Annotated in this window: 16 protein-coding genes; 13 read left to right on the forward strand and 3 right to left on the reverse strand. The window is 47.3% G+C overall.

Going from position 1 to position 19,557, the window contains the following annotated elements; translation table 11 throughout:
• Positions 1-73: 73 nt before the first annotated feature.
• A complete protein-coding gene (locus ABXR35_RS00850) occupies positions 74-1,078 on the reverse strand; it encodes a hypothetical protein (RefSeq protein WP_367054141.1) in 1,005 nt (334 codons plus the stop codon).
• A 434-nt stretch (positions 1,079-1,512) separates the two neighbouring features.
• On the opposite strand from ABXR35_RS00850, the gene ABXR35_RS00855 reads away from it, so the two are divergent.
• From ABXR35_RS00855 to ABXR35_RS00890, 8 genes are all read left to right on the forward strand, one after another.
• Positions 1,513-2,022: a sigma-70 family RNA polymerase sigma factor gene (locus tag ABXR35_RS00855; protein ID WP_367054144.1), complete on the forward strand. Its 510-nt coding sequence runs from the start codon at positions 1,513-1,515 to the stop codon at positions 2,020-2,022.
• A gap of 70 nt (positions 2,023-2,092) precedes the next feature.
• Positions 2,093-3,304, forward strand: coding sequence for a hypothetical protein (locus tag ABXR35_RS00860; RefSeq protein ID WP_367054146.1), 1,212 nt, complete (start codon positions 2,093-2,095; stop codon positions 3,302-3,304).
• Complete coding sequence (locus tag ABXR35_RS00865) at positions 3,301-4,278, forward strand: ABC transporter ATP-binding protein (protein ID WP_367054149.1); 978 nt, start codon at positions 3,301-3,303, stop codon at positions 4,276-4,278. The genes ABXR35_RS00860 and ABXR35_RS00865 overlap by 4 nt, the downstream gene beginning before the upstream one ends.
• On the forward strand, positions 4,275-5,150 hold the full coding sequence (locus tag ABXR35_RS00870) for an ABC transporter permease subunit (protein WP_367054151.1): 876 nt from the start codon (positions 4,275-4,277) through the stop codon (positions 5,148-5,150). Before ABXR35_RS00865 ends, ABXR35_RS00870 begins: the two co-directional genes overlap by 4 nt.
• A 198-nt stretch (positions 5,151-5,348) precedes the next feature.
• A complete protein-coding gene (locus ABXR35_RS00875; protein ID WP_367054154.1) occupies positions 5,349-5,804 on the forward strand; it encodes an OsmC family protein in 456 nt (151 codons plus the stop codon).
• Between the two features lie 96 nt (positions 5,805-5,900).
• Entirely contained in the window at positions 5,901-6,359 is a 459-nt protein-coding gene (locus tag ABXR35_RS00880) for a cupin domain-containing protein (protein WP_367054157.1), read from the forward strand.
• 5 nt (positions 6,360-6,364) lie between these two features.
• Positions 6,365-6,694: a hypothetical protein gene (locus ABXR35_RS00885; RefSeq protein WP_367054160.1), complete on the forward strand. Its 330-nt coding sequence runs from the start codon at positions 6,365-6,367 to the stop codon at positions 6,692-6,694.
• A 323-nt stretch (positions 6,695-7,017) separates the two neighbouring features.
• The gene (locus tag ABXR35_RS00890; RefSeq protein ID WP_367054163.1) at positions 7,018-8,754 is read left to right on the forward strand and encodes a sensor histidine kinase; all 1,737 of its coding nucleotides are present in this window, start codon (positions 7,018-7,020) and stop codon (positions 8,752-8,754) included.
• Between the two features lie 183 nt (positions 8,755-8,937).
• On the opposite strand, the gene ABXR35_RS00895 is transcribed toward ABXR35_RS00890, so the two are convergent.
• Positions 8,938-10,137, reverse strand: coding sequence for an acyltransferase (locus tag ABXR35_RS00895; protein WP_367054166.1), 1,200 nt, complete (start codon positions 10,135-10,137; stop codon positions 8,938-8,940).
• A gap of 480 nt (positions 10,138-10,617) precedes the next feature.
• Positions 10,618-11,412 (reverse strand): GH12 family glycosyl hydrolase domain-containing protein, encoded by a 795-nt coding sequence (locus ABXR35_RS00900; protein ID WP_367054169.1) that lies wholly within the window; start codon positions 11,410-11,412, stop codon positions 10,618-10,620.
• A 901-nt stretch (positions 11,413-12,313) separates the two neighbouring features.
• Here ABXR35_RS00900 and ABXR35_RS00905 point away from each other — a divergent pair.
• The 5 genes from ABXR35_RS00905 to ABXR35_RS00925 all read left to right on the forward strand — a co-directional run bounded on the left by ABXR35_RS00905 (position 12,314) and on the right by ABXR35_RS00925 (position 19,443).
• Positions 12,314-13,102: a nucleotidyltransferase domain-containing protein gene (locus ABXR35_RS00905; protein ID WP_367054172.1), complete on the forward strand. Its 789-nt coding sequence runs from the start codon at positions 12,314-12,316 to the stop codon at positions 13,100-13,102.
• Positions 13,103-13,221: 119 nt separating this feature from the next.
• Positions 13,222-14,685: an RtcB family protein gene (locus tag ABXR35_RS00910; RefSeq protein ID WP_436669307.1), complete on the forward strand. Its 1,464-nt coding sequence runs from the start codon at positions 13,222-13,224 to the stop codon at positions 14,683-14,685.
• A gap of 229 nt (positions 14,686-14,914) precedes the next feature.
• Positions 14,915-16,174: an AAA family ATPase gene (locus ABXR35_RS00915; RefSeq protein ID WP_436669340.1), complete on the forward strand. Its 1,260-nt coding sequence runs from the start codon at positions 14,915-14,917 to the stop codon at positions 16,172-16,174.
• 636 nt (positions 16,175-16,810) lie between these two features.
• Positions 16,811-17,983 (forward strand): pectate lyase family protein, encoded by a 1,173-nt coding sequence (locus ABXR35_RS00920; protein WP_367054177.1) that lies wholly within the window; start codon positions 16,811-16,813, stop codon positions 17,981-17,983.
• A 425-nt stretch (positions 17,984-18,408) separates the two neighbouring features.
• Positions 18,409-19,443: a BMP family lipoprotein gene (locus tag ABXR35_RS00925; protein ID WP_367054180.1), complete on the forward strand. Its 1,035-nt coding sequence runs from the start codon at positions 18,409-18,411 to the stop codon at positions 19,441-19,443.
• The last annotated feature ends 114 nt before the right edge of the window (positions 19,444-19,557 follow it).

Consider the following 19,557-nt stretch of genomic DNA (forward strand, 5'->3'; position numbering starts at 1 on the left):
GTTATATTTTCCTATTACTATAACATGCAATACTTCTAAAATCCATATCTATTGTAATATTTTTCTTGTTTATTTAAGGCAAAATATTGGCGTGGTACCATAGACTACCCTGCTGCATGAGCAAATTACGATGCTGATCTACCTGCTCTGTCATCCGATTCAGCTGACGAACCAAATAGGCGTGAAAGTGATTGAGATGTGGAATGGTAGCTGAAGATGATACCGTCAAATACCCATCAGCAGCAATCGCCGCATAGCGCCGCAAAATATGACGGTCATAGATCGCTTGATGCACTAGCCGTTCGTTCAGGACTGGCACCGCTATAGGAGACGTCTCATCCGCAGAAGAACCTTTCATCGACAGCTCCTGCCGGATCAGCGATAACAGACAATTGTAACTGCCATCCGCCAGATCCTCTGGCCAATCTGCGGCATCATCGTTCATTTGCAGGGCGATTAGCACCTCATCCAGCTGTTGCATTACGATAGGCAATTGATCAGGCAAGCGCGCTTCCAGCAGCAACAGTGCCACCGATAGTTTGAGTGGACTGGCTTTACCCGCAATTTTCAGACGATCATGGAGAAAATAATCGCTTTCCTTCTCGAGACTGACCGCATCTGCCCATTCCATTACAAAGCGGTGATAATAGTCCCACAGCCGTGCCTGATCGTGCGTAGTCTGTGACAAGATCAACAGAAACTCACTATGGAGCATCTGACTGAGCGGTACGAGTCGTTGTCGATCGATGCTGTCCGATTGCCGATCCTGAACATCCATCAGATCATCCTGAATGAAAAAGTGCAGCATACCCATCACATTACCGAGCGCCGCCAGCTTTGCTACCGGCAGCAGTGAAGCGGGGGACAGATGCCGGAGCCTGGTCGTTAATGTACGCTCCAACCAGAATGGTAGCAAATAACAAATATAATTTTTTACGCTGCCTTGCTTGCGAATATCGAATCCAGACAGGTAATGAAGTCCCAGAACATTGAGCGGCGCTGGAAAACGGCTGATCCGCTGTTCGGCTTCGGCAAACAATTCATAGATTTGTGGCCTAAAATCCTCCAGCCAGTCCATTGACTCACCCCTTTCGTTATATATTAATTATAACTTGCCAATTATTGGATTCCAAAGAGGAATAAAGGGGATATTTTGGCTTTTATTGAGGAAACTTGTCGGCTGGAATCTAAGCTCATCATAACGCGATTTTTTGCTTTTTACATAGGGCGCAAGGCATGGAAAGATAGAGAATTTTATTATTATTTTTATTTGCACATTTGAAGTGGAGGGAACATGAGAATAACGAACATGTTGGTGTGTAGATTGGCAACCTAGGAATGGTTGGCGATAGCTCATTTCTTCTATACTATGGATACGATTGATTTTTATGTTGTTATGGATTATATACGCTGTAGCCAGAAGCGTCGCAAATATTTTTTCAGACACGTGATACAAAAATCTGCACCTGCCCGTCTTTCTTATAGCTGCAGCGGAAAGGAGCATCCAAACCGATGAACAACCCGGAACCGGAACAGTTCAAACAAATCTTTTACGATCATTACCCTACTGTAAAACGCAAACTATATGCGATGGTGCGTGACAATGCCGCGGCGGACGATCTGGCGCAGGAGGTCTTTTTGCGGCTGTACCGCAATCCGCCCGACAATCCCGACGTGATCGGCGCTTGGCTGCACCGAGTGCTGACCCGCATCGCTTACGACTATATGGATAAAAAAGCGCGCGAGCGTCGATTGCAGGAAAAGCAGGAGCAATACTACGATCTGAATCAGCCTTCTCCCGCAAACGGCGAGGACGTGATGATTCGCCAATTGGAGCACGATGAAGTGCACCAGCTGCTGGATCAGCTGCCTGAGCGCGACCGACAAGCATTATTAATGAAATATTCCGGCTACAGCTACTCTGAGATTGCTGAGCAGCTTCAACTGAGACCGCCGATCGTAGGTACGTTACTGCATCGCGCTACGAACAAATTACGCAAAAAAATGCTCAACTCCACCTGATCAGGCAAGGAGCGAATGGATAGCATGAACTTGAATAACTCTACAGACAGAGACAAAGGAGGATTTGCAGGTGAATAGACATCCTGTGCAAGGCAATGATGACCATGCCGACCGTGACAACCATCCGCAGCGTTCCACTGACCGTGCCATGTCCCATGATGCTGATAAGGTAGAAACCGATGCAGCATGGATGAAAATGCAAACCCTACTTGCCGCTGAAACCCCTCATCCCAGCTGGCAAGCGTGGGCAGAACGTGATCAGACTGTATCCGAACCATCCGTACCGGAAACAACAACTATACCGACCTTGAAAGGATTGAATACGATGAATCATCAGCCATCTACTGCACCTGAGCAGATGAATAGCAATAAGAAGTCCCGCCGCTTCGGCAGCAAAGCTCGCAAATGGACAGCTGGCATTGCCGCTTGTGTAGTGGCAGGTACGGTACTTGCAACCCCGTTCGGCAACAATGCACTGGCATCGCTGTTGAATCAATTCCGTATGCAAGAGCTGACGGCAATCAATGATGACGGTATTACCAATATGATCGATCAGTATCACGAAAAAGGTGTAACCAACGAAGATATGAATCGCTTTGGTGCATTCTCATCAACTAGCGGTACGTACGAAGGCGAACAGACAGCTCACCAAGCGCTTAGCAAGCTGGGATATACTGCTCTGTCTCCATCTGAATTGAAGCAGTTTGAAGATCGTGTGTATGTCTACAACTCGCAAACAGAAACCTATAAACTAAATACGGATGCTGTGAACAGCGCGATTACGCGTCTGGGCGGTACTACATTGTTGCCGGAAGAAATGAACGGCAAACTCATTACAATCAACAAACCAGAGACGATCCGCTACCAAATGATTCCGTCTGATCCAGACAGCAATCCGAGTGATACTTGGGCGAGTCTAGAGCAAATGGCAGTACCAAAAGTGACATTTGATGAAGGAGTAGATCCTGCTCGTCTGTTCGATACGATGGCGAATCTGCCATTGGTGCCACAGGATATTAAAGATATGCTGGAAAAACAAAAAGTGTTGAACGGCGAAGTACCACTGCCACTTGTGTCCAATCATCCTACTCAACGCGTACAGATCAACAATATACCGGTTGTCATTCAAGAAGAGCCATATGTCGCTGGACAAAATGATTATGCGATCTACAACGCCTATTGGATCAAAGACGGCGAATATTTCGATCTGCAAGGTAGTCAAAATGTATTTGCCAACACAGATGCCATTATTGCTAAAGTGAAGGAACTGACAGCCTCATGACGCAAAACGCCATTCATATCGATAATCTCACCAAGCAGTATGATAATGGACGCGGCTGCCGAAATGTGCAGATTACCGTTGGACAGGGGGAAGCCTTTGGCTTCCTCGGTCCTAATGGTGCTGGCAAAAGCACGCTTGTCAAAATGCTGGTCGGTCTGATTCAGCCGACAAATGGAACTGCTTCGCTATTCGGCGATCCAATCGGAACCGTAGCAGCCAAGCGGCATATCGGTTATTTGCCAGAGCTGTACCGTTATCAGGAATGGTTGACCGGCAGTGAAGTCGTCAGGCTGCATGCCAAATTGTGCGGACTGGACAAAGAGACGACAGCGCGCCGTGTACCAGAGCTGCTAGATCGCGTAGGCATCGGCAATCGTGGCAAAGACAGAGTCAAGCAGTATTCCAAAGGTATGCAGCAACGTCTCGGACTGGCGTGTGCGCTGATTGCCGATCCGCCGATTCTATTTTTGGATGAACCATCTTCGGCGCTTGATCCAGTCGGTCGGTTGGAGGTACGTAAACTGCTGCGTGAACTCAAGCAGGAAGGCAAGACCATTTTCCTGAATTCGCATCTATTGGAGGAAGTAGAGTATATTTGCGACCGAATCGCGCTGCTCAATAATGGCGAGATTCTGCGTCACGGGACGGTACAGCAGGTGCTGCACGCACAGACTCGCTGGCTGTTCAAAATCGGGGGCTATACTCCCGATATTTTGCCGTGGTTGATGGAAACGAGCGGCGTTCAGCTGCATAAGGCGGAATCATTACCTGACGGCGAAAGAAACGGTGGCAGTATGGGCGATGAAATCTGGCTGGAAGCAGTTATTGATAACGAGCAGCAGGTCGGTCTGATCACGACGCTAATCGTTAATCAAGGGATGACGCTGTATCATGTGTATCCGGTACGAGAACGGCTGGAGGAATGGTTTATGGAAGCTGTATCAGGACTCAGCCACCGGGGGGAACACGAATGAATACGATTATTGGAATGACATGGAAAGAACTGCTGCGCAAAAAGGTCATGCTGATGACGCTGGTCATGACCGTTCTCTTTTTGGTGCTGTTCTGGTTTATTGCTAGTACAGTGACCAAGAATGCTCAGCCTGCCAATACGGGAGCGGTAGATTTGGTCACACCGTATATAACAGGCTCTACACTGCTGACACTCGGCTTTTTCTTTGGCAGCTTTATTCTGGCGTTTCTTGTGATTTTCAGTTCGTTTTCGTCGATTTCTGGGGAAGCAGAGATTGGCATCATGCAAGCAACAATAACCCGTCCAGTCCCACGCTGGAAATGGTATGTTGGACGATGGCTTGGGTATGTGTCGTTTGGTGTGCTGTATGCGTTACTACTGTATGTATCGATTATTGTAGTCACGGATATTCATACCTTTGTACCGGGTGATCTGGTGGTACATATCCAGTCGTTTCTCGTTTATGCGTTGGCAGTACCGATTCTAATTACGCTTAGTCTGCTTGGCTCCACTGCTTTTTCCGCGCTAGGAAATGGCGTATTTATGACGATGTTTTATGGGGCAGGCTGGCTTGGCGGGATGGTGGAGAAATTCACGTCCGTCATGGATTTAGAGCCGGATGTGCATCAGACCTTGAACAACATTACTGGAATCATTTCCTTCCTCATGCCAGTCGATGCGCTGCAACGCAAAATGCTGGCGATCTTGCTTGGATTCGATGATCTCGCCGGAATGGTGGACGTCGGTTCTTCACTGACTTCTGGCATGGGGCTGGGACAGGTCGTTTCAGGTAGCTTTATCGTCTATGCTGTACTGTATACAGTGATTTTGCTGCTATGGGGCATGAGACGTTTTAATCGCAAAGAATTATAAAGGCAAACACTGCTCCCGGATCATGTTCCGGTATGGCGGTGTTTTTGCTTTGTTCGTTTGGTCCGCATTGCCCATACGTCGGTGGAATATGGTACACTAATGCCTGTACGAAATACAGTGAACATGCACAGCATGAAGGACGTATACAAGCAGGCATATAGCCTGACTCTCATTCTACAATCGGGAGATGACCATATCATGATTCACGAATTTATACTGGATGCCAATTGGAAGGGCGGACGCAATAGCGAAGGCACCATTTCCTCCGGCAACCTCAATACCGTAATCTCCATTCCGCAGCCGATGGGTGGACCGGGAACAGGTACCAATCCTGACGAAATGCTGCTAGGCGCCGCAGCCACCTGTTATATCATCACATTGGCAGCGATGCTAGAACGCTCGAATATTGCTGTAGAGCAGCTGACGATGCAATCGCAAGGGAATGTGGATGTGACGAATAATATTTTCACCTATAAAGAAATTATTCATCGTCCGCATATTGTACTGCCTGCAAATGCTACCGCGCAGGAGCTGGACAAAGCTCAACTACTGGCGCACAAAGCGGAGCAATCATGTATGATCTCGCGCGCCTTGGCAGGCAATGTACAGTTGTCTACCGAGCCGAATATCCATACCGCGCAGCCTGCGGAATAAGAGACACGGCAACGGCTAGATTCACCCCATATTGTGCTAGATTATGTAAGAATGCTCTAGTTTACAATCATTCTATGAACGAAAGAAGGTCAACGTATGAAAACTCAATTACCTGTATCCCCACTTGTTGCTGCACTTGGACTGACTCCGCATGAAGAAGGCGGCTGGTACCGTGAAATGTGGAAAGCATCGTTTGAGATTCCACAGCAAATTTTGCCTCCGCAGTATTCCGGTCCACGCTTCTCGGCAACGTCGATCTACTTCCTATTGCATGCCGATGAAATTTCCGATTGGCATGTCGTGCATTCGGATGAGCTGTGGCTGATTCACTCTGGCAGTCCGCTCGAGCTGACACTTGGCGGCAAAGGCGATAGCCCAGAAGAAGGTGAGAAGTTCATCCTCGGTCTGGATATTGAAGCCGGACAACTTCCACAGGTACTAATCCCAGCAGGAGTATGGCAAATGGCGCGACCACTCGGCGATGAGCCGGTATTCGTATCGTGTGTGGTCGCTCCGGGCTTCCATTACGACGACTTCAAGCTGATCGAGCGCTAAGCCAGATGGCTTGGTATACGCTGGGGCAACTACTGTCTGCCATCCGACTTGGACAGAAAGCACGCACGCTGGACGGCGTTCGTATCGTCTTACGTACGGATGCAGGTCTAGTCTGGGCAGAAGGGCGCACATCCGGTCAGCCCGTTTCATTGCAGGAGCATCTATTCAGCGATTTATGGACGATTTATGAGGATGAAGAGACGCAGAAATGGTTGCCGCAACGTGAGGTATACGAGCGTCGTTTGCATGAAATGCTGGAAAATCAATATCTGGAATGGCGAGTAGAACGCATGGGAAATTATCCATTTAATTCCAGTCATATGACACAGAAATAGCAAGTGTGCAAGATTATAGTATGAATACGATCTTACAAGACCCCAGACTGCATATTCATATGCTTTATGGGGTCTTTCTATATAGATTTATTTAGTGAGCTACGGTACAATAAATATTAGTTATCTTTTCCAGAAATTAATAAAAATTTTCAGCGATATTATATTATTTTTTTGGAAATCAGATGTAGGTTTGCACAGTTCATGGTATGATCGAAGAATAGCATCGAACTTTGTCGACAAAATGGCTAATGTACTTATCTATCCATGCGCAATTATGAATGGAAATAGACAAGTACCGATATAAATGGGGGTAAAACTGCAATATGAAACAGCGCAAGAGCCTGTTGCCCAAACCGATCCCGGTAACTGTATATATTCTGGTCGGTATGACCGTCGTATTGCTTATTGTGAATACGATTTATTACTTAACATCACGCAGTGCCCTGATCTCTGTACAAGAACAAAATATGCGCGTTATTTCAGAACAGATTCGCTCATCCATCAAGCTATCCCAGAACGGGGAAGAGTTTGTGGAAAACCTGAACGGTGAGAATCTTAGAATGGCAGCACAGACTGTCCAATCTACACTTGGCAATCAACTCAATACGATTACTGACAATGACTTGAAGACGTTAAGCAAGCAGATCGGGGTAGACCGAATTACATTGTTCCAGCAACAAGGGGATAATGTGGTACCTGTTCGTTCATCCGATGAAAGCGATTTGTCCCGGTGGAATACGTGGCGTTCTGACTGGCTGAAGGCAGTCAAGCAGTTGCTGCGCGGTCAGGAGCCGAACGTGGAACTTGGACAGAAATTGCCGAATTTCTGGGCGGCACCGCTTGTATCCAGTGAGGACGAGGATGTCACCAGTAGTGAGAAAATGGGATTTTATTATGATGGCTCTACCGATTATGTGATCAATGTCTACACAGATGACGAATCGGTTCGTGAATATCGCAAGGATACTGGTGTAGAAGCGATTATACGTGAAATTTTGAATGGCGAAACGAATCGCCAGACGCTGGGGATTTCCATTTTCAATCCACCGATCTTTTTGGATCAGTCGAATCAGTACAATTCACATGGTGTGATCTGGTATGACGAGAATAACACCATCAACAACGACTACTCGTACAAAAGCGCGCCCGACCGCGATAATATTCGGCAGGTGAATCGCACGGGACAATTGATCTCGGTCACCGAGACGTACAATGGTCAGCAGGTGCTCAAAACGTTTATTCCCGTAGAATTGACGTATCCGGCGATTATTATGGTGGTGTCGGATTTGACGGGTGTGCAGACGAGACTGAATGAACAGCTGCTTCTCATCTCACTGTCTATCATTCTGTGTACGATTATTATTATTGCCATTGTGCTAGGTGTCATCGCGATGCTGAATCGACGTACCGAAGCAGTAGCGCAAAGCGTACAAAACGTGTATCTGGAAAATATCGATGCCTTGTTTAACTCGATCAAGGAACAGCGTCATGACTTTAACAATCACGTCAATACGATCCAATTGCTGGTCAAGATGAAAAAGTATGATGATCTGTCTGCCTACACCGCGGAGCTGGTTGGCGAATCCATTGCTATGAACCAGATTATCAATATCAATCTGCCAGCGATGTCCGCATTAATTCAGGCGAAAATGACGCAGGCATACGATCGCAAAATCCGATTTGAATACGAAATTGCTAATCTGAAGTCTGTACAATTTGGTACGGTGAAATCGACCGAGCTCGTGAAGATTGTCAGCAACCTGATCGACAATGCGTTTGATGCGGTCGCTGAGACTGAGAACCCAGATAAGCTGGTCAAGGTAACCGGTAGTATCCGAGGGGAACAATTGACCTTTACTGTTGGAAACAATGGCAACCCGATTCCCGAAAAGTTACGACAGCAGATTTTTGAAGCTGGATTCAGCACCAAGCCGTTAAACCGTAAAAACTCCGGTCTCGGTCTGGCGATTGTTTCCAAAATCCTGAAAAAACACCGTGGAATTATTATGGTGGAAAGTGACGAAACATGGACTGAATTTTCGGTGCGTTTGCCGCTGTAAGCAGCGGGTCGTTCCCAGTACATCTTTGATACGTTTGATGATGATCCCATCTTGGAATCCGCACACTCGTAACCAATCGAATACGATGTATCGATAAAGCAAACACCCCATACACGGGAACGTTATCCTGTGTATGGGGTGTTATTTTGATTGCGCGGACTTACTTAGGAATCTGTCCTATTGTTATTTGGCATCTTGCGGAATTGGTCTCGATGTGCCTGTAGAAGTTGCAGATGGTTTGCGCTTTTTGCCTGCTGATCCGGTTAGCCAATGACCGCCGGGCAGCTTGGATAGCAGACTGGTCAGCAAAATCGCTGCTGGTGCTACAATCGCAAAGCTGAGTAGCGTCCACGGCAAATGGTAACCTGTCAGATCAAGCTTACGTGTAAAGGTTGCGACTCCCGCCAGAATGAGCGCATGAGACAAATACCCGCCAAACGAATACCGTCCACACCATTTTAGAAAGCGTACAATCACATGATTCTGGCGCGATAAGAGTAAAGCTAAGCCATACATCAACATCATATGTGAGACCACAATAACGAAGGTCGTCGGCTTCAGATACGTCGATACATTCAGATTAATAGCATCGGTGGAATGCTTGAGTAGATCATAGCCGAGCCAGATATACATACCCAAAAAGACAAGCGAACTCCAAGGCAGCAGTTTCAAGATCGTTTCGCGCCATGTCTGAATCGCCGATCCGCATACTGCGCCAAGCACAAAGTAGAAAAAGTAAAACGGAAACTCATTGACCCGATGCTCTAGCAAGGTTTGTCCAATACCGGTCAGCGTCCATTGCGGAAAGACATAATAGCATAGATACATCAGCCAGCCATAGAGAACTGCTAAGACTGACAGCAATAGAATGACGCGTTTGCGCTGCTGTTCTGGTGCACGATGAGCCAACGCCTTATCTCGAAATTGCGTGACCAGCCAGCGAAATGCAGGGAACAATAAATAAAATTGAAAGATCATAATGACGAACCATAGATGATACCCATTTGTCGGTGCAAACAGCTGCTCTATAATCAGCCGCCAGCTCCCCTTTTGAACAATCGGCTGATGGTCTGCTAGCTGAACGGTCACCCAATAGATCAGGGTCCAGATCACAAACGGAACATAAATATCGCCAATTCGCTTGAGCAGCACTGGTCGATACGGTCGTCCCTGTCCATATTGATAAAATAAAATCGCACCCGCCAAAAAGACAAATGTCAGCGTGCCAAAGCGAGTGAAATGATAAAGCATACCGAGCATAATCGAATCCGCAGGCACAATATCACTGCGGTAAATGTATTCGCCGATGCTATGCTGCATTACCACGGCGAGAAAACACATCCCGCGCAGCAGCGCCCATTCATCGATCCGTTCTTTGGTCATATTGTCACCTCTGTTATCAATAACGAAAAAGTTGTATTCGTGAAACAGTGTAACACTGGAATATGAAGGGGGTGTGAAAAAGGTGGACTTTTTTTGGGGAGGTGTTGGACGGGGCCGCTGCGGAAAGGGATAAGGGAACGTCCTCGGGTGGAGCCGCGGGAATCTTTTGGATTAGGAAGGAATGAAGATTCCCGCCCCTTCAAATTCGTCCTTTTCCCTTATCCCTTTCCTCCGCTCCGTGCAAGGAGAGAAAAAAGTCCATCTTTTTCAGGAGGGAGGGCAGGGAGAGGGAGGGCAAGGAAAGGTGCGATGAGGTAAGGATGTGGGGGATTGATGATGTTATTGCGCTATGGTGGGTGAAAATGGGAAAACGTCCTTGTCTGGTTTGGACAAGGACGTTTCTTTTTGGTGGAATGTGTGGGAGTTGTTTTTATTTATTGGGTATCATTTGTTTGAGATGTGGAAGGGGGATGTTGGTGTTTATTGGACGTTGACGTTCCATTTGGAGATGTTGATTTGGCCGTCGCCGCCGAAGATTTCGGTACCGAATTCGACGCTGCTGACGTATTTGGTATTGGTCATCCATTTTTTGTTGTTGATCAGGTAGTCGGTGAAGTTTTTGACGTTTAGGGTGGCGTCAGATGTGTTGGCGGTACGGACGAAGGAGAAGACGTTCCAGCCTTTGCCGTTGCCTGCATCGAGCCAACCCTTGTTGACTTTCCAGCTGCTGCCGCCGATGTTGACGGTTTCTACGTAGGTTCCGAGTGGACCTGCGTTCGTATTGTTGAGCCAGATCATGACTTCGTCGGTTGGGGTGGAATCCCAGCTGGCTTTGTTGGTGTTGTGGAACCAGACATCATATGCGGCGTTGTAAGTGCCGGATGCTTTGATGGAATAGCCGACGGTGGAATTGATATTTTTGTTGTCGGACAAGCGAGTTGGGAAACCGCTGCCCGGTGTGTAGCCTTCGGTCCAGTGCCAGCCGCTGACGATGGACGGGTAGGCTTTGACATCGGAGCTGGTGCTTGGCCAGTGCCATACCCAGCCGAGGTTGGAATCGCTGTTGTGGTAGATGGTTTGCCACCAGCCTTGTACTTTGTCCTGACCCCAGACGTTGTTGAATATGTAGTATTTGTTGTTCGCAAAATTCAGCTTGGCATACGCTTCAGAGGAATCGGCAGCGGATGCGCTTAGTGGTGCGATGGCGCTAGCTAGCAAGGCGGCGGACAACAGGATGCGGAGCAGACGAGCTTTTTTCGACATGGATTTGAACATAATTTTCTTCCTTTCAAATTGTGATTTTACAGATTTTCGACTATATTTTACCATTCGATACTGTAAGAAGCTGTATGAATATAGTGAACTGGCGATAGCAAAATAAAGCATCAGACAACGCATTGACGCATGATAAGAAAAACGGAAATTTCATATGTCGAATGGTAATTTTTGTAGGTCTAAAGACCTTTTTTTGTGAAGGGTGTTTGACAGTTGGAAAAAATCGTGGGTATGATAAAAGCAACTTTTACACGAGGGGAGGTTGGACAATATGATCCGAGATTATCAAATGAATCTACAGCAACGCACCGATGGCAATTCCTTCGACGTGCAGCACAACAACGATACCAGCTGTTTGACAATTGCATATTCCGAGTTATTATTTTCCAGCCTCCTACGGACGACATAATCTTCAGTTTGCGGAGTTATACAAGCGGGCATCCTCATAGGGATATACCGCAGGGAAATAATCAGGTGTGCCTATATGCCTGATTCTTTTTTATGGAAATGACATGGTTTGAACATACAGTGTTTGTGAATCAAGCACCCTGTACGTACGGATTCAGATGGATGTGATCTCTTCTATTGGGATACAATCCATCTAGATGGATTGCCCCAGTCATTGATTGTATAGCTTTGTATATTGCCGAGCATGACAACTGCATATGCTATTGGATCAGAGCAGACGCTTTCTGCCGATCCTTCAGACAAAGCCGCAGCCCGTAACATGGGTTGCGGCTTTTTGTATAGCTGTCGATCATTGTACCCGCCCTGAGTGGGTCGGATGAGTAGGAGTTTGTGATATAAAAGGAGTCTGTTAAGTACACATTCGCAGGTTACATCCAAGTTCATGTGTAGCACACAAGTGGAAAGCCATAGAGATACGAAAGGAGTGATAGACATGCAAGTTAGTCAAGAGATGAGAACCATCATCCGCGCGGAGATTCAGCGGATTGAACAAGAACAGGATGTCAAAATAGTATATGCCTGCGAGTCGGGCATCAGAGCATGGGGGTTCCCATCGGTGGATAGCGACTATGATGTGCGGTTTATCTATGTGCATCAGCCGGAATGGTACCTATCCATTTTTCAGCGTCGCGATGTAATCGAATATCCGATCAGTGACCAACTGGATGTGAACGGCTGGGATCTGATCAAAGCATTGAATTTGTTCCGCAAATCGAACCCGCCGCTACTGGAATGGTTGGCTTCGCCGATTGTATATCATGAAGCGTACTCACTGGCAGATCAGCTTCGTCAGCTGTCACCGCTTGGTTTCTCACCGCGTGCTTGCATGTATCACTACCTGCATATGGCAAAAGGAAACCTTCGCGGATATTTGCAGGGCGAGACGGTCAAAAGTAAAAAGTACTTTTATGTACTGCGTCCCGTACTGGCATGCCGCTGGATCATCGAAAAAGGTACAGTACCGCCGATGTCCTTTCACACACTGGTAGAAGAACTGCTGCCAGAAGGTCGGTTAAAAAGTGATATTCATGAACTGCTGAAGCGTAAAATGTCTGGCGAAGAGCTGGATCTCGAACCGCGCATTGTATCGATTCATGATTTTCTTGAAGTCCAAATTCCAGTATTAGAGCAGCTGGCGACAGCCCAAGCTGCACCTGCTGAGTCGATGGACGACAGACTGGATCAATTGTTCCGCGATACTCTACATGAGGTATGGAGCTGAATCGCTCTGATCGAAGCATACCAACAGTACGAATTTAGCCATAAAATATAGCACGTATTATTAGCAATCCCAAATATAAACCATATAAGCTCAACCATAGAAAGAGGTCTAAACCTATTATGATAACCAACCAACACCCATTAATGGATAGTAGCCATCCCGGCGAAAATCCGTATATTCACGAAGTAAAGCTTCCTGCTGGAGATCTGCGCGTCTATGCGAACCCAGAGCTGTTTGCTGGGCTAGATTACAAAGTATTCGCTATGGCGAACAACAATTTACAAATTCCGGGCATTCGCTATATGGGCTATACGCCGGACGTGCATGTCGGCGTCGGTACCTGTATCGGTACAACTGCGGTCTGGGGCGGTGAAGACGGATGTGTCTCGCCTTCCATCGTCGGCAGCGATATTGGCTGCGGCATGCGTGTGCATCTGACCAATCTGCACCGCGACGATCTGAAAGAGGTCAAGCTGCGCCGCAAGCTGGTGAAGGCGATTGAGAAGTATTTGCCGATGGATTCACAGCAACGCGGACATTTCAGCGATCTTCGTTTAGAGCATGTCGTTAACAAAGGGCTGCATGCACTGCCCGGCAAATACGTACCGGACAGCTATACACCGAAAAAATCAACATCCCTTACGCATGTTGAGGAAAGCCGCTTCAAATTCGATGAAAATGTACTGAATCAAGTGAGCGATCGCGCATGGCATCGTGGACATCGTCAATTGGGAACACTTGGCGGCGGCAATCATTTTGCCGAGATTCAAGCATTGGAAATCGACGAGGAGAACCGTCATATTGCTGAAGCATGGGGCATGTACGACGGACAGATTGCGATTATGGTGCATTCCGGCTCGCGTTCGTGGGGCGGCGGCATCAGCCAAGATAGCAATCCGGCGATGATTGCGGCGATGCACCGACTCGGACTGGGCACAGCGGATTCGCGGCTGGCATTTCTGCCATTGTCGCATCCTGAAGCACAGCATTATGTGAATCTCATGTATTCGGCACTGAATTATGCAACCGTGAACCGTCACCTGATCGCGTTTGCCATTCGTGAAGCGTTCCGTGATGTGTTCGGCAATCAGTGCGAGATGCGCACGCTGTATGATCTGATGCACAACTATGCGTGGTCGGAATATCGCGGCGAGGAATCGGTCTTTGTTCATCGTAAAGGTGCTACGCGCGCATTGCCTGCGGGACATCCGGGCAATCCGAAGCCCTATCTGGAAACAGGGCATCCGGCACTCATTCCCGGCTCGATGGGCACATCTTCATACATTATGGTCGGTGCGCCGGGCGGCGAAGACAACTATTACTCCATCTGCCACGGTGCTGGGCGGGCGCGTTCCCGCTCGGCAACGAAGCGTCTAGTGAAGGTGGATGAATTTGCAAGCTCGATGAAGGTAGGCACTGAGGACGAAATCGTCGTCAATCAGCGTTCACTAGCGAGCATATTGGATGAATCTCCACAAGCGTACAAGGATGTGGATCAGATTATTGAAAGTGTGACTGGCGCAGGGCTCGCTTCCGTTGTCGCCAAATGCAAGCCGCTGGCAGCGATTAAAGGCACCAACTAACCATAACGTCAGAGCAGAAATTCATCTCATTACAACTTTGCGACACAAAGGCGTATAATTGAATGTAGACGATAGCATGACCCGATCGATCGTAACGATGACCTATCATCATCTATATAATCAAATGAATGTACAACATGAACCTAAAAAGGAGGGTAACGGATTGGATTCTACCTACCGTACCAGTAACGAACCTAGGCGTGCCGCCGAGCCTACAACGGCGGACGCAATTATTGTATATGATCAACAGGACCCTCACCTGTCCACACGTTATGCCGATTATGCCCGCATTATTGCTGGCATTGAGCAGAAGCTGTGGGAACGCTATGGTGTGGAGTATAAGCTGTATGCCAGCGAAGACCCGAATGTAGAATATTGGACATTGCTAGAGGAGGATTTGCGCGCAGGCGTAGAGAATCTGGAGCATGTTATTCGCATTTATGATCGACTGGAAGAATGGACATTTATGTATGACGGCGACAAGCCAGAGCCGGACTTTGATGTGCACCGTTCATTGAAAAATAACGTGTTTACCTATACAAAAGCTGGCGTAGCGCTGGCACGTATGCCGGTATTCCGCGAGCACGGCATTTCCAATGACGATCTGGTGTTTGCGGTTAGTCATGAAGCCTTATTGAACTTTCTAGCAGATGTACGCGTGCGTCAACGGGAGCAAAGTCTGAAACGTGTGACCGTATTTACCGATGGTCGTCATGGGATTAACCGCCAGCTCGAACCGGTTAGCCGTGCGGTATCGCGTGATGATGTGATTATGCCTTCGGAGATCAAGCAGGACATTTACCGTTCGCTGGATCGCTTTTTTGAAGAGGATCGCAGCTTTTATGAGAAATACGACATTCCGTACAAACGCGGTATTCTGCTCTACGGTCATCCGGGCAACGGGAAGACGACGCTGGTGAAATCGATTGCGGGCAGTGTACCCGGACCGGTCGCTTACTGGCAAATTACCGAATATACAAGCAGTGAATCGATTGAAGAGGTATTCGAGGCGGCTGGGCGGATGATGCCAATGGTGCTGGTGATTGAGGATATTGATTCCATGCCGACCGAAGCACGTTCCTTTTTCCTGAATACGCTGGATGGCGCAACGTCGAAGGAAGGAATTTTCCTGATCGGTACCACCAACTATCCTGAAAAGATCGACCCCGGTCTAATGAACCGTGCAGGACGCTTTGACCGTGCGTATGAGATTACATTGCCGGATGAAGCGCTGCGTCTGGAATATTTCCGCCGCAAAAAGCTGCATGAATTTGCTGGTGACGAGATGGTTGTAGAAGCGGCGCGGATTACCGAGGGCTTTACATTTGCCCAGCTGGGTGAGCTGTATGTATCCGCAGCACTGCATTGGCATGAAGAAGGCAAGCTGGATCTGCATGAGGTTATTCAAGGACTACGTGGAGAACTGGATAAGAGTCGTAAAGGCGTCTGGCTACGTAACGGTGAAGGTCGCATGGGCTTTCATTTCTAACAGATCGTTGCACAGCATCCTACTATAGAATGCACTGGGTCATATCGTAATTATGCACCAGATGCTATTGTAGAATGTATTAGATCATAATCATATCTTGGCAAAAACAAGCGGCGAGTGCATGCACTGGCTGCTTTTTGCTGTTGTACGAGGAGCGAGTGCAGGGGCGGAGTGTGTCTTTATTTTTATATGCTTCTTCTAACGCATCAATCATAAAAAGGAAGTGCGAATCAGAAGCCTTGAAAATAAAGAAATCACGTAAGCCGATACAAGAGACAAAAAAAGAAGAGTCAAACGTTTGAGCAAAAGGGGTACATATGATATGCTAATACACTTGCTGCAAAGGGATATAAGATTACGGTTTCCGTATTTTATATAGATAGATGTACATACAATATATCGTTCGTTTTATATGGAACAAATATACATATAAATCTATAATTGGGTTCAGAAGATGGGTGAAACCAGAACAAGAAAAGAAAGGAGAAGTTACTTTTATTGGCATAAGATGGTTTCGATCTTCAGTCTTGCACGATTGTTTTTGTACATAATAACAGCCACTCAGACGGAGATGGGCTGCGCCATTTTTATTTTGCATAATGTTCACTCATTTTATTATATTGGGAGGTATTTTAGTTGAGAACAAACGAATCTGTACGAGGAAAAACTTCATCTAAGATAAAACTGTCGCTGCTGAGCACAGCCTTGCTGGCAGCGGTCGTATTGCCACTAACGGGTGGTGAGCACGCATATGCTGCATCTACTGGCGGTTATGCTACTACGAATGGCTCTAATGAAGCGGCAGTAACGGTAACGAATCTGACGGAACTGCAAAATGCGTTTAATGCGAATAAGCATCATATTGTGATCAAAGGCAATATCTATGGCGGCACAAAACCGAAAACGTTTACATTTGACAGTACCAAATGGAATAATACTACCATCGAAGGCGCAGCTGGCGGCGGTGCAGTATTGCAAAACATTCAACTAAAATTCAGCGGCGAACTGCTGCCCGCAGGAACCAATATTGAGAATGTGGTAATCAAAAACATCACCTTCTACGGCAATATCAAAGACCTGCAAAATCTAAGCGGCGCTGACACGCAACCCGGCGGCATCGGTACGAACTATCTGGGTGCTTCGTTCCGTCGTACTAGCAATATCTGGGTCGATCATGTGACCATGTACAACATCAGTGATGATCTGTTCGTGATCTCGCAAGGCTCGGACTATGCAACCGTATCGAATAGCCATTTCTATTTTACTGATACATGGCTGAACATGAATCCGAACCCACTGTGGAACTGGGTCGGCAACAATCAAGATCTTGCTTCTGAGCGTCTGGCGATGATCATCGGTTCCAACAAAAATGACTCCTACGAATACGGTGGCAAAAAGCTGCATGTCACCCTGCACCATAACTGGTTCGGTCCCAACATGAAAGGACGCCCGCTGCTGCGTGGTTACGTCCACATGTACAATAACTACTTTGATAACAGCACCCAACCGTCCGGCAACAACTCCAAAGGCTTCAACCAGCAACAATACAACGCCGCCCAAATTGGCAGCGGTGGCAACATTTTCTCTGAAGGCAACTATTTCTACAAAACCAACAACAGCCATCAAGTCGGACTGGATAGTAACGGCGACAGCTACAAATTCTACGAGCGCAACAACGTCTACAACGCCACCACCGGAACCAACGCCCAAGGCGCAACCTACCCAAGCGTAACCTTCCCATACAGCTTCACTGTAGACAACGCCGCCAACGTCCCGAACAGCGTCCAAGCCAACGCCGGTCCCAAATAAGTAAACCCATCCATTCCACCAAATCCCTAACCCCAAAAAGCCCTTGTTTCTTATATGGAACAAGGGCTTTTTTCTTTCTATCTACATCCTCCCATACTACATAATGCGCTCCAACCCAGTTCTTCCACACTACCCACCCCCAAACAGGTTTTGCTGCATCATGCTCGGAACAGAGGAAAGGAAATAAGGGAAAAGAACGACTTTGGAGGTGCGAGAATCTTCATGCCTTCCTAATCCAAAAGATTCTCGCGGCTCCACCGGAGTTCGTTCCCTTATTCCTTTCCGCAGTGGATGAAGCCAATAAGCAGCAAAACCTCCCACTATAAGACATATAGCAAAAAACTATTTGACAAAAGGCGACAAATTCCATTAGCATTATTGCAAATGAAAAAGAAAAATTTGAAACAAAAGGGGAATAAAAACGAATGTCGAAACGTTTTTCGTTCGTCATTGTTCTGATGTTGCTTGTTGCAATGCTGTCTGCATGTGCTTCAGGTGGGTCTACTTCCGAACAATCGGCTTCAGGCAGTGAAAGCGGCACCGCGAAGAAGAAAATTGCTCTTGTCCTTCCAGAAGAAATCGGCGTCAACCAATTTTTCGTACAGATGGATGAAGGTTTTCAAAAAGCCGGCAAGGAATTCGGCGTGGAAACGAAAACGATCCAATCGTCCGATCCAACCGCTTTTGAGCAAAATATGCGTGCTACCGTCGCAGAGGATTATGATCTGATTATCACTGCTACCTTCCAAGCAGAAGATGTATTGAAACAGGTTGCACAGGAAAACCCAGATAAATCATTTGCAATTATTGATACCACCGTCGATCTGCCGAATGTGCGAAGCGTCGGATTCCGTGAATATGAAGCCTCGTATCTGCTCGGCGCAGCAGCTGGACTGGCAACCAAAACCAACGTAGTTGGCATGGTGGCAGCACAAGACGTACCACTGCTGAAAAAATATAGCGAAGGCTTCAAGCAGGGGCTGGAATCGGTCAATCCGAAAGCCAAATTCCTGATCGGCTATGTCGGCAGCTTTAACGATCCGGCAAAAGCAAAAGAATTGGCACTCGTGCAATACGGTCAGGGTGCAGACTTTGTAGCTGGCGCATCCGCGACAAGCGATCTTGGCGTATTCGAAGCCGCGAAGGAGAAAAATCTCTACACCTCCGGTCAGGATACCGACCGTACGGTAGAAGACCCAGATCATATCGTGCTATCCCAGCTGAAAGGCACGGACGCCGTAGCCTATGAAACGGTCAAAGACTTCGCAAATGGCAGCTTCCAATTTGGTACTGCAAATTACGGTTTGAAGGAAGATGGCGTTGGTCTTACCTTCGTAACCAAAGATAGCGAATCCAAGCTTAGCCCGTTCATCGGCGAAGAAAACATTACCAAGCTCAAACAGATCAAGGACGATATTATTTCCGGCAAGATCACTGTGAAAAATCCGCTGGAGCAATAATGTCTTCATCTTGATCATCGATCATACGCAATCATACAGGCACGGCAAGTTGACGAAACCGGCTGCTTCACCGAGCAGCCGGTTTTATTGCGTTCTATGGTAAGGAAATATATC

Origin of the sequence: Paenibacillus sp. JQZ6Y-1, from assembly GCF_040719145.1 — a bacterium.
Lineage (GTDB): Bacteria > Bacillota > Bacilli > Paenibacillales > Paenibacillaceae > Saccharibacillus > Saccharibacillus kandeliae.